Genomic DNA, 12349 nt, shown 5'->3' with positions numbered 1-12349 from the left:
TTATTTTATGTCATTATCAAGAGTCACCTCAAGGCTTGCGACCCCGCGCCCGACCCCGTACATTGAAAGCCCACTGCCCAGCATAAGGATTTCACATGTTTGATTTTGACCGGGAAATAGATCGTCGCGATACCATGAGTCTGAAATGGGACAAGTACAAGGGACAGGACGTGCTGCCCATGTGGGTAGCCGACACCGACTTTGTCTCGCCGCCCGCCGTCGTCGAGGCCCTCACCCAGCGGGTCGCCCACGGCATCTTCGGTTACTCGCGCCCCTCTGCCCGGCTGATCGAACTGATCATGGCGCGTCTGGCCAGCCGCTACGGCTGGACCATCCAGCCCGAGTGGCTCGTCTTCCTGCCCGGCGTGGTACCCGGCTTAAACCTGGCCTGCAAGGCCTGGAGCCAGCACGGCCGCGGCATCATCACCCCCAAGCCGGTCTACTACCCCTTCCTGCAGGCACCCGGGTTCAACGATCGCCCCCTGCTCACAGTGCCCATGGTGGAAGAGGCCGGTCGCTGGGTGCTGGATCTGGAGGAACTTGAGCGTCAGGCCCCGGCGGCGGATCTGCTGCTGCTGTGCAACCCGCACAACCCGGGCGGTACAGTGTTCACCCGCGCCGAGCTCGAAGCCATAGACGCCATCGCCGAGCGCCACAATCTGGTTGTCTGCTCGGACGAGATCCATTGCGACCTGCTGCTGGACAAAGATGCCCGCCACATCCCCTATGGCGCCATCAGCCCGGAAGCGGCCGAACGCTGCGCCGTCATGATGGCTCCGAGCAAGACCTTCAATATCGCAGGTCTGTGCTGCGCCTTCGCCGTGGTGCCCAACGCCCGCCTGCGCCTCAAGCTGCAACAGGCGATGCGCGGCATCAGCGCCGACGTCAACCTGCTGGGCTTCGTGGCGGCCGAGGCGGCCTATGAGGGAGGCGACCCCTGGCTCAGCGAACAGCTCGACTACCTGGCCGCCAACCTGACGCTGATCGAGCAGGCGGTCGCCCGCTGGCCCGGTATCAAGCTGGCGCGCCATCAGGCCACCTACCTCGCCTGGATCGACGTCAGTGCGCTCGGTGTCGAGGATCCCATCGCCTTCTTCGAGCAGGCGGGGGTGGGACTCTCCCCCGGCGCCCAGTTCGGTGATGGCCAGTTCGTGCGGCTCAACTTCGGTTGCACCCGGGCACGGCTGACCGAGGCGCTGGCCCGGATGGAGAAAGCGATCCAGACTCGCATCTGATGGCAATAGGGTATATTTTTGCGGCTGAATGTCAGCTGCACCAGCCGCCGCCATAAGCGATAAGATCGGGTTTGCATGACACATGCCATGCAAACCCGGCTCTGCGCCAAACAGCGGCAGGCCGTGATGTCAGACGGGATGGGCTTGGCCCATCCTTTTTATCAGCCATTGATCCGGTTCATTATGTTGCCAAGCGCCCTGCACCACCTGTCGACCCTGTCTCGTACCGCCCTGCCCTGGCTGGCTGCAGCCCTGGTGCTGCCCCTGCACGCCGCCACGCCGGCCTATCTCACCATAGGCACGGGGGCGCTCAACGGCGTCTACTATCCGGCGGGAGGGGCCATCTGCCGCCTGCTGAACGAAGATAATGCCAACCACGGGCTGCACTGCGCCGTGCAGAGCACCTCGGGCTCCCTCGCCAACCTGAAGGAGCTGGGCCAGGGGAAAATCCAGCTGGCGCTGGTGCAGTCGGATGTGGTGCACCACGCCGCCCACGGCACAGGCCCCTTCGTGGGCCAGCCGCCCAACGACCGGCTGCGCAGCCTGTTTCGACTCCATCAGGAGTCGCTGACCCTGCTCGCCGGTGCCAACAGCAACATCAACACCCTGGCCGACATCGAAGGCAAGCGGGTCGATCTGGGCAATCCGGGGTCGGGAGAGCGCGTCACCAGCCAGGCCCTGCTCGATGCCATGGGCTGGCAGGAGAGCAGCTTCGCGCCCGTCATTCCCTCCTCCATCAACAACCGGCTGGAGGGGCTCTGCGACGGCACCCTGGACGCCGCCTTCATGGTGGCGGGGCACCCCAATCAGGGCATAGGGGATCTGACCGGTCGCTGCAAGGCGCGCATCATCCCCATCGAGGGGGAGCAGATCGATCGCCTGCTCAAGAACCACCCTTATTACCAGCGCGGCCGCATCGGTGCCAACCTCTACCCGGGCCAGCCCAGCGGCGTCAACACCTTCGCCGTCACCGCCGAACTGGTTGCGCTGGACAGCCTGCCAGACACCCAGGTGCGCACAGTGCGCGACGTACTGACCGCACGGCTCAAGCAGTTCACCCGTCTGCATCCGGCGCTGACCACCCTCACCCTGGACTCCATGCTGGCGGAGGCCGAGGTGCCGCGCCACCCGGGCATGGAGGATGCCGTCCTGCCGCCGCCATCACTGCTCCCCGAATCCCTGACCCCCCAGGAGTCAGAGGGCTCGGCGGCGACGGCAAGCCTGGCAGCCCAGTCGGCGGCGCAGGCCACCGGGAATAGCGCAGCAGCACAGGCAGCAACCTCGGGTGCAGTGGCAACCCAGCCGGTGGCGCCCGTCTCGGCCGCCCAGACCACGCAAGCCGTGACTGCGGAGCCACCTTCGGCCGCTGCTGCCACACAAGCCGCCTCGGCCGCACTCGGCTCGGCGCCCGCCGATACGCAAGGGGCTGCGCCCAGTGCCGCCAGTGGCAGCCTGAACCAGCCCCTGCCGGTCACCCCTTCGGCAAGCGTGCCCGCCCAGTAATCTCACCCACCGCCAACGAAAGAGGCCACCTGTCTGGGTGGCCTCTTCTTTTGCATTGCAGCTGCTACCTTGCACCTTTTACCTTGTTCTGTAGCAACTCATGCGCACACGGGCTGCAACACTGTGGCCGATCGCTATCTTCCCTCCCGACCCAGTCAAAGCCGGTCAGGTGCCCGCCGTGAAACCGGGCGCACAAGGGGCATCCCGCCTGCTTGTCCCGCCGGACCTGATCAGCCTTCTGCCCTGGGCGCCGTTTGATGGCGGGCGTCGGGCTGCAATATCTCCTCCTCCACCCAGTGCAGCAGCTGCTTGATGGCCCGCGACAACACCTGATTCTGGCGCACCACATAGCCCAGGCTGGTGCCGGGGAAGTCGGTCAGACGGGCCACGGGTGCGGTGAGCTTGAGGCGCGGGTGGAGCGAGAAGTCCGGCACTATGGCGACCCCGAAGCCCGCCTCGGCCCAGTCGAGCTGGGCGTCCACGCTGCCCACCTCCATGATGCGGCACGTCGGCAGCCCGAGCAGGGGCAGGGAGGGGTCGATCAGGGCGCGGGTGCGGGTGTCGTGGCCGAGCAGGATCAGGGTCGGCTCGTCGAGGGGATCGCTCTCACCCGCTTTCGCCCGCGCCTGCCAGCGAGCCAAGCCGTGTCCCAGTGCACACCAGGTCACCTGCTGCAACTCTGTGTAGAACAGCGGTTCGCTGCGCTTTTGCGCCATCACGAAGCCGAGATCCGCCTTGCCGGCCTTGACCAGCTCGGCCGCCTGATCCGAGGTGGTGTTGAACAGGGTGAGATCGATGCCGGGAAAGGCCTGCTTGAAGCGCTGGAACGGCTGGATCAGCAGCAGGCGGGAGATGATGTCGCTGGCGGCGATGGCCAGCGTGCCCTGGCTCAGCTGGTTTAGGGCATTGAGATCGGACTGGCACAACAGCAGCTCGTTGATGGCGCGCTCGGCGCTTTGCAGCAGTCGCTCACCGGCCTGGGTCAGCCGAAACGGGCTGCGCTCAATCAGCTTGACCCGGGTGGCCTGCTCCAGGTTCTTGAGATGCAGGCTGACGTTGGGCTGGGTCATGTGCAATTCGGTGGCGGTCTGGCCGAAGTGCTGCAGGCGGGCCAGGGTAACGAAGGTGTGCAGCCAGTGAATGTCCAGCATGGGGGTCCTCTTGTTTTTCCACATCTGCGCCCATGACGCGGGCCAGCGCGGCAACACTGGGTGTCTTGCCAGTAAATTCACCACGAGTATATGGTTTTCTTATCGGAATTATAAAGATAATTAATTTTTCTAATCCGCCCCAGCCTCCTAGGGGGAGGATGGACGCCTAACGTCTTAGGAGAAAGAGTCATGTCGTCTATCGTAGTCGTAGGTGCTAACTGGGGTGATGAAGGCAAAGGCCGCATCGTCGATTATCTGGCAGGTCAATCCGCCGCCAGCATCCGTTTTCAGGGCGGCAACAACGCCGGCCACACCGTCGTCAACGACCTGGGCACCTTCAAGCTGCACCAGTTGCCGAGCGGCGTATTCAACCCGGAATGCCTGGTTGTCCTCGGCCCTGGCATGGTCATCAGCCCGGAGCCGCTGACCCGCGAGCTGGCTGAAGTGAAAGCCGCCGGCGTGACCCCGAAACTGGCCATCTCAGATCGCGCCACCTTCTGCCTGCCGATCCATGCGCTGGAAGATACCCTGGAAGAAGTCCGTCTGGGTGATGGCGCCTATGGCTCCACCCGTCAGGGCATAGCCCCGGCTTACGGTGATCGGGTCATGAAAAAAGCGATCCTGGTCGGCTGGCTGAAACAGCCGGACGTACTGGTCGAGCGCATCCAGTTCTTCCTCGACTGGAAACTGCCGCAGCTCAAAGCCCTCTACCCGAGCTTCGAGTTCAGCCAGACCGCCCAGGAAATGGCCGACTGGCTGCTGGAAGTGTCCGCCCCCTGGATCGACGCCGTCTGCAACGTCAGCGAGCCGCTCAAGGCCATTCAGGCCCAGAACGGCACCCTGCTGTTCGAAGCCCAGCTGGGCGCCGGCCGTGACCTCATCTACGGCGAGTACCCCTGGGTGACCTCTTCCCACGTTTCCGGCGCCTACGCAGGTATCGGTGGCGGCCTGCCGGCCCTGCGCCCCGAGCGCGTGATTGCCGTGGCCAAGGCGTTCAGTACCTCTGTCGGTACCGGCACCCTGATCACCGCCATGGAGAACCAGGAAGAGTTCCGCAAGTTCGCCAACGAGTTCGGTGCCACCACAGGCCGTCCCCGTGACATCGGCTACTTCGACGCCGTTGCCACCAAGCAGGGTCTGGAGATCCAGGCCGCCAACGAGATCGCGCTGACCAAGCTGGACTGCCTCTCTGGCATGCCGGACCTGAAGATCTGCGTGGCCTACGAAGGCGCCAACACCGAGAACCCGATCTGGCCGCAGACCGCCGGTCTGAAGCCGGTGTACGAGTCCATGGAAGCCTGGAGCGAAGACATCTCCCACATCCGCAAGTTCGAAGACTTGCCCAAGGCTGCCCAGCACTACGTGCTGCGCATCGAAGCCCTGCTGGGTGTGCCAGTTCCCATGGTCTCCGTCGGCCCGGGCCGCGAGCAGATGATACTGCGCTAAGCCGCCTCGCTGCTGCCAGCAAGATGTCAAAACCGGCCTCCATGAGGCCGGTTTTTTTATGGCCGCCGCACCACAAGCCGCCCACTCCCTTACCACCTCGCCGTCCCACTCTTTTCCCGCCTAGATGCAGTTCGGCTCACAATCCGCCACCGACAACCCGATGTTGAGCCTTTTGGTTGCCCCCGAATTGCCCCGCTTCGCTAGACTGATCCCGTCATCAGGATCCTCTCGGCGGGATCCCGTCATCCATAAAGGAGCACCACAATGAAATTACCCCTGCGTTCCACTCTGCTCTCCCTGCTGTGCTTGGCGGCCCTGCCCGCCTCTGCCATGACCTTGAAGAGCGCTGACATTCAGGAAGGCCAGCTGATGGACAAGGCGTTCAGCTTCAACGGCTTCGGCTGCAAGGGGGAGAACCGCTCGCCCCAGCTGAGCTGGCAGGATCTGCCGGCCGGCACCAAGAGCGTCGCCATCACCGCCTATGATCCCGACGCCCCCACCGGCAGCGGCTGGTGGCACTGGCTGGTGGTGAACCTGCCGGCCAACCAGAGTTCACTTGCCAGCAACGTCTCCGGCAAACTCAAACAGGGCCTTGAGCTCAGAACCGACTTTGGCAGCCAGGGCTACGGCGGTCCCTGCCCACCCGCCGGTCACGGCATGCACCGCTACCAGTTCACCGCCTGGGCACTGCCCGAGGCCACACTCGAGGTGAAGGCAGATACCCCGCCCGCCATGGTAGGCTACATGCTCAATGCCATGGCGCTGGGCAAGGCCACCCTGACCGCCACCTTCGTCACCCCCTAGGCCTAGGAGCCCGCCGGATGAGCGCCCCCTTGCTGCAACTGCATCACTATCTCGGGATCCGCCAGCAACCGCTGCACAGGGTGCTCATCTATGCGCCGACCATCATCTGGGTACAACAGGGCCACAAGCAGCTGTGGTGGCAGGATAGACGCCTGTCGTTTGACAAGGGGAGCTGGCTGCTGATCCCGGCAGGCCACCAGCTCACCTTCGTCAACCAGCCCGAGCAGGGCAAGTTCAGCTCCCATGCCCTGACCCTGCTGGCCCCGCCCCCCGCAAAGTGGCTGACTGATGCCCCGACCACCCGGCTCAGGGAACCGCGCCTTGAGATAAGCCCGGCGCTGGCGTTCTGCTTCGAGCTGGTCTGCTCCATGGCCAGCCGCACGCTGAGCCAGGCCACCCAGACCCAGCTGCTGCACGGCTTCTATGCCGAGCTGCAGGCCGCCAATGCCCTCGACCTGCTGTTTCCCGCCAGCACAATGACGCTCGGGGAGCGGCTGGCCCGCTACCTCGGGGTGGAGCCGGGCGCCGACCACAGGCTGGAGACCATAGCCCCCCACTTCGCCATGAGCCGCGCCTCCCTGGTGCGCAAGCTGGCCGCCGAGGGGCGCAGCTTTCGCCAGCTGCTGACCCAGGTGCGCATGAGCCACGCCCTCACCCTGCTGCAACAGGCCCTCACTCCGCAGGAGGTGGCCCTCGCCTGCGGTTATGACTCTCCCAGCCGCTTCGCCGCCCGTTTCAAGCAGGAGTTCGGTCTGACTCCCCACCAATATCTGCGTACCTGTCCCTCAATGGACACTCAACGCCAAGTAAATAGTTACTAAAACAACCTGCAATGTAACCTCGTGTAACCCGGTGATCTGGCTCACATCCCCTCGCTCCACAGTGTGACGAAGCGCCAATATGGCCCGCGGCATTCCCCTACAATGTCTCTTGCAAACGATTTCACTAAAATAAACGCTAAAAAATCACCTTCCTTAACCTACAAAATCGTAATTGGAGCGAGACATGTTTCGTAAAAGTTTACTTTCCATCACCCTGAGCGTCGCCCTGTTCGGCCTGACCGCCTGCAACGGCAATGACTCCAGCGCCCCGACTCCGCCCAGTGCGACCCTGGCGAGCCAGTACCAGAACGTGATCGATCGCAGCGGTACCCCGCTCCAGTTCCGAGACTTTGACAGCTACTCCAATCTCAAATACAACCCGCTGCTCGATCTGGGGGCCTGGCACGGCTTCCTGCTGCCCGCCAGCGACAGCGAATGGGGTGGTTTCACCGGCCCCATGGTGATCGCCGAGGAGTACAGCCTCTTCTTCGCCAGCGAGCTGGACCGCCTCAGCCTGAGCGATGAGAGCGGCCGAGCTTTCCCGCTCACCGCCGCCAGCAAGCACGAGATCTACGCCATCCCGGGGGCACTCATTCAGCGATTCGAGTTCGCGCCCTTCACCCTGGAGCTGGAACTGCGCTACGGCGATGCCCGCACGGCGCTGATCCGAACCCGACTCATCAACAATCAGGACGCGCCGCTGACCCTCAACCTGACCTGGCAGGGTGAGCTGCTCCAGCAGTGGGATGCCAACAAGACGGTGGCCGAGCAGTACCCGGATTGGACCCGCACCATCAGCCGGAGCGAGCAAGGCATAGAGTTCCAGTTCGGCGAGCTGCGCAGCACCTGGAACATGATGCAGAGCGGCAGCGCCCGCTATCGCATCGACCGCACCCTGCCCAGCCGCACCACCCTGGACGAGAAGGAACTCGGCTACCGGAGCGAGGCCAGCCTCACCCTGGCCGCCAAGGGGAGCGAGGATATCTACACCCTGCAGAGCTACGTTCACAGCAGCGATGACGCCAGCCGCTTCCAGCAGAGCCGCAACGCCCTGCTGGCCAAGCCTGCCAGCTATTTCGACGACTCCATCCGCCGCTGGGAAGGCTATCTCGAGCGCGGCCTCTCCAACCAGGGGATCCCGGAAGCCGAGCGACGCATCGCGGTCAAGGCGATGGAGACCCTCAACGGCAACTGGCGCTCACCGGCCGGCGCCATCCTCCACGACGGGGTCACCCCCTCCAACACGGCCCGCTGGTTCGACGGCGTCTGGGCATGGGACAGCTGGAAGCACGCCTATGCCATGGCCCACTTCAACCCGGAGGTGGCCAAGAACAACGTGCGCGCCATGTATGACTACCAGGTCCAGCCCAATGATCCGGTGCGCCCCCAAGACGCCGGCATGGTGATCGACGCCGTCTTCTACAACAAGCTCTCCGATCGCGGTGGCGACGGTGGCAACTGGAACGAGCGGGACACCAAGCCGCCTCTTTCCGCCTGGGCCATCTGGGAAATCTACGGCGCGACCAAGGACAAGGCCTTCATCGCCGAGATGTATCCGAAGATCCAGGCCTATCACGACTGGTGGTACAGGGCGCGGGACAACAACCGCAACGGCATCATCGAATACGGTGCCACCCGCCACGTCGAGCACAACGACGAATTCGGCAATATCACCTTCAAGGTGCAGTACGCCAGTGGCGTGCCCGCCGGGCTGGATCTGTCGAGCTGCACCAACGAGGGGGACGGCTGGTACAGCTGCGCCGGCATGGCGCTCTATCAGCAGGTGCTGAGCGTCGGCGGCTATGCCGACATGGATATAGGCGCCCAGCACGGCGCCGGCTGGGAGTCCGGCATGGACAACGCCGCCCGCTTCGGCTTCATCGAGCAAGATCAACTGCAGCGCTACGCCGACAAGACTTATGGCGGCGACATTGCCAAGGCGCGCCAGGACTGGAACGTCGCCTTCTTCGAGAACCACGAGGACGATGGCAGCCTCATCGGCTTCTCCATCGATCAGGAGTCGGTGGAGCTGAACGCCTTCCTCGCCAAGGAGAAGCGCATCCTGGCGGACATGGCAGATCTCCTCGGCAAACCGGACGAAGGGATCCGCTACCGCGAGGGCGCTACCCAGCTCGCCGGTTACATCAATACCTGTTTGTTCGATGAGGCCTCCGGCTTCTATTACGATCGCCAGATCCATCAGGGGGATGTGGCAGACGCCAACGGCTGTGTCGGCAAGCTGTTGACTGCCCGCGGCCGTGGCCCGGAAGGCTGGAGCCCGCTCTGGGCCGAGGTGGCGGACAAGGAGAAGGCCGCGCGGGTGCGCGAGGTGATGCTCAACGCCCAGGAGTTCAACACCAGGGTGCCGCTCGGCACGGCGGCCCTGACCAACCCGGCCTATGACCCCGACATCTACTGGCGCGGCCGGGTCTGGCTGGATCAGTTCTACTTCGGGGTGAAGGGCTTGGAGAACTACGGCTATCGCAGCGATGCCCAGCTGCTGGTCAACAAGCTGTTTGCCAACGCCGAGGGGCTGGCGGGCAGCGGCCCCATTCGCGAAAACTACAACCCGGAGACAGGCGCCATGCAGGGGGCCAGCAACTTCAGCTGGAGCTCGGCCCACCTCTATATGCTCTATCGCAACTTCCTTAAAACCGAAGGCTGATCCCCACGGCCTCTGGGAGTGACGCAACAAAAAGGCCTCCATATGGAGGCCTTTTTTAGCAGGAAGGTTTGGCTTACTTGACCGTCACCCGGGCAAACTTGCGCTTGCCGACCTGATAGACGGCGGTACCGGCACCTATAAGTGCCTTGCCATCGTCCAGCTTGTCGCCATCAACCTTGACCGCGCCCTGCTTGATCATGCGCAGCGCCTCTGAGGTGGTGGCCACCAGATCGGCATCCTTGAGCAAGTTGGCGATCGGCAGACCTTCGCCTTCCAGTGCCAGCTCGACTTCCGGCATCTCGTCCGGGATGGCGTTCTTGGAGAAACGCTGGGTGAAATCTTCGTGAGCCGCTTCGGCTGCCGCTTCATCGTGGTAGCGGGTGATGATCTCTTTGGCCAGCCAGATCTTCACATCGCGCGGGTTCAGGGTAGCGGCAGCGATGCCCGCCTTGAAGCCTTCGATGTCGGAAAGCGGACGAGAGGAGAGCAGCTCGTAGTAGTTCCACATCAGGTCATCTGTGATGGACATGATCTTGCCGAACATCTCGCCCGGGGCGTCGTGTACACCTATGTAGTTGGCGGCGGACTTGGACATCTTCTTGACACCGTCCAGACCGACCAAGAGCGGCATCATCAGCACACACTGGGCGGCCATGCCGGCATCTTTTTGCAGCTCGCGGCCCATCAGCAGGTTGAACTTCTGATCGGTACCGCCCAGCTCCACGTCAGCCTTCAGCGCGACCGAGTCATAGCCTTGCAGCAGCGGATAGAGGAATTCGTGAATCGCGATGGATTGGCCGCCGGTGTAGCGCTTCTTGAAGTCGTCGCGCTCCATCATGCGGGCCACTGTCTGCTTGGCCGCCAGCTTGATCATGCCGGTCGCGCCCAGCTCGCCCAGCCAGCTGGAGTTGTACTCGATGCGGGTCTTGGCGGGATCGAGGATCTTGAACGCCTGCTCGGCATAGGTGAGGGCGTTGTGCTTGATGGCCTCTTCGGAGAGCGGCGGACGGGTGCTGTTCTTGCCGGAGGGATCACCCACCATGGCGGTGAAGTCGCCGATCAGCAGGATGATCTCGTGGCCCAGATCCTGGAAGGTCTTCAGCTTGTTGAGGATCACGGTATGACCCAGGTGAATGTCGGGAGCCGTCGGATCCATCCCCAACTTGATGCGCAGCGGGCGCCCTTCCTTCAACTTGGCGACAAGTTCTTCTTCCACCAGAATTTCTTCCGCTCCGCGCTTGATCTCGGCTAGCGCCACCTCGAGCTGGGACATTTTTTGACTCTCCAATCACGATTCCACAGGGCCAAACATATTACTGGAATGGCGGGCCAATTGGAAAGGCTGTAAAATCCGCCCATTCTGCCCGACTTCGTCAGCTTCGCATGGTTATTTGGAACGCCTTCAACTCTCTCCCCACCTGGCACCGCAAGATGGTGCTGATCCTGAGCATCATGGTGATGATGCTGGCGGCCTGGCCAAGCGAACAGGCGGTCGCCACTCGGGTCGATGACAGCGGCAACGAGCTTGCCGCCGAGCCGCAAGCCGACGAGGACAAGCTGCTGGCCCAGGCCGAGCTGCCCGTCACCCCGCCCAAGCCCAGCTACATCACCAAACAGGTGAAGGTACGCAGCGGCGACAACATGGGGGTCATCTTCCAGCGCCTTGGCCTCAGCACCACGGATCTGCACCTGATCGATCAGCTCGAGGGCACGGATACACTGCGCCTGCTCAAACCCGGTCAGGAGCTCACCTTCAAGCTCACCAAGGGCGGCGAGCTGCACAGCCTCTATTATCCCCACAGCCTGGAACAGGCGCTGAAAGTGAGCCGCAAGGCCGACAGCTTCGTGGCCAAACCGGTCAAGCTGGAACTCGATACCCGCGAGCAGGTGGCCAAGGGCGAGATCCGCTCCAGCTTCTGGGGCGCCGCCGCCGAGGCGGGCATGACAGAGGATCAGATCATGGATCTCGCCGCCATCTTCGGCTGGGACATCGACTTCGCCCAGGACCTGCAACCGGGGGACAGCTTCCGGGTGGTCTACGAAGAGAAGTACCAGGATGACGAGCGGGTTGCCTCCGGCGACATCCTGGCCGCCGAGTTCGTCAACCAGGGTGCCACCTATCGCGCCGTGCTGAACGAAGATGGCAACTACTACACGCCGGAGGGCAAGGCGATGCGCAAGAGCTTCCTGCGCGCGCCGGTCAACTTCAAATACATCAGCTCCAACTTCAATCCGCGCCGCCTGCACCCGGTCACCGGCAAGATCCGCCCCCACAACGGCATCGACTATGTGGCGCCTGTGGGCACCCCCATCATGGCGGCGGGTTCCGGCAGCGTGGTGGCCGCCGGTTACAACCAGTTCAACGGCAACTATGTCTTCATCAAGCACGCCGGCAACTATGTGACCAAGTACCTGCACCTCTCCCAGCGCACCGTCAACAAGGGGCAGCGGGTGAAGCAGGGCCAGACCATAGGCAAGCTGGGCGGTACCGGGCGCGTCACGGGCCCGCACCTGCACTATGAATTCGTGGTGGGCGGCGTGCACAAGAACCCGCGCACCCTCAATCTGCCCCAGGCGGAGACGCTCAGCGGGCGGGCGCTGGCCAACTTCAAACTGCTGGCGATGCCGCAACTGGCCAAACTTGACCAGCTTGACAAACCTGAGCTGCAGCTGGCCCAGAACAAGCGGACCAACGGCGGTAACTGAGCCGCCGTTGCGGGCCAG

9 protein-coding genes are annotated in these 12349 nt (G+C 63.4%); 7 read left to right on the top strand and 2 right to left on the bottom strand.

The features are described 5' to 3' along the window. Positions 1–95: 95 nt before the first annotated feature. Together CK910_RS11505 and CK910_RS11500 are read left to right on the top strand one after the other, a co-directional pair. A complete protein-coding gene (locus tag CK910_RS11505) occupies positions 96–1235 on the top strand; it encodes a MalY/PatB family protein (protein ID WP_098983095.1) in 1140 nt (379 codons plus the stop codon). Positions 1236–1418: 183 nt separating this feature from the next. Next, entirely contained in the window at positions 1419–2738 is a 1320-nt protein-coding gene (locus CK910_RS11500) for a TAXI family TRAP transporter solute-binding subunit (RefSeq protein WP_253852860.1), read from the top strand. 230 nt (positions 2739–2968) lie between these two features. Here the strand turns inward: CK910_RS11500 and CK910_RS11495 are convergent, their stop codons facing one another. Then, positions 2969–3889: a LysR family transcriptional regulator gene (locus tag CK910_RS11495; RefSeq protein ID WP_098983093.1), complete on the bottom strand. Its 921-nt coding sequence runs from the start codon at positions 3887–3889 to the stop codon at positions 2969–2971. A gap of 189 nt (positions 3890–4078) precedes the next feature. On the opposite strand from CK910_RS11495, the gene CK910_RS11490 reads away from it, so the two are divergent. The 4 genes from CK910_RS11490 to ygjK all read left to right on the top strand — a co-directional run bounded on the left by CK910_RS11490 (position 4079) and on the right by ygjK (position 9625). Continuing rightward, positions 4079–5335, top strand: a complete 1257-nt coding sequence (locus tag CK910_RS11490) for an adenylosuccinate synthetase (RefSeq protein WP_042867442.1) — start codon at positions 4079–4081, stop codon at positions 5333–5335. A gap of 264 nt (positions 5336–5599) precedes the next feature. Further along, on the top strand, positions 5600–6139 hold the full coding sequence (locus tag CK910_RS11485) for a YbhB/YbcL family Raf kinase inhibitor-like protein (protein ID WP_098983090.1): 540 nt from the start codon (positions 5600–5602) through the stop codon (positions 6137–6139). A gap of 17 nt (positions 6140–6156) precedes the next feature. Then, positions 6157–6960: a helix-turn-helix transcriptional regulator gene (locus CK910_RS11480; protein WP_098983087.1), complete on the top strand. Its 804-nt coding sequence runs from the start codon at positions 6157–6159 to the stop codon at positions 6958–6960. Positions 6961–7144: 184 nt separating this feature from the next. Next, positions 7145–9625 (top strand): alpha-glucosidase, encoded by a 2481-nt coding sequence (gene ygjK, locus CK910_RS11475; protein ID WP_098983084.1) that lies wholly within the window; start codon positions 7145–7147, stop codon positions 9623–9625. Positions 9626–9698: 73 nt separating this feature from the next. Here ygjK and tyrS read toward each other — a convergent pair whose 3' ends face one another. Continuing rightward, a complete protein-coding gene (gene tyrS, locus CK910_RS11470; protein ID WP_098983081.1) occupies positions 9699–10898 on the bottom strand; it encodes a tyrosine--tRNA ligase in 1200 nt (399 codons plus the stop codon). Between the two features lie 110 nt (positions 10899–11008). Here tyrS and CK910_RS11465 point away from each other — a divergent pair, with 110 nt between their 5' ends. Continuing rightward, positions 11009–12331, top strand: a complete 1323-nt coding sequence (locus tag CK910_RS11465; RefSeq protein WP_098983079.1) for a peptidoglycan DD-metalloendopeptidase family protein — start codon at positions 11009–11011, stop codon at positions 12329–12331. Positions 12332–12349: the final 18 nt, after the last annotated feature.

The organism is Aeromonas sp. CA23 (assembly GCF_002587065.1).
GTDB lineage: Bacteria > Pseudomonadota > Gammaproteobacteria > Enterobacterales > Aeromonadaceae > Aeromonas > Aeromonas bestiarum.
This window is presented reverse-complemented; position numbering and strand designations above follow the sequence as displayed.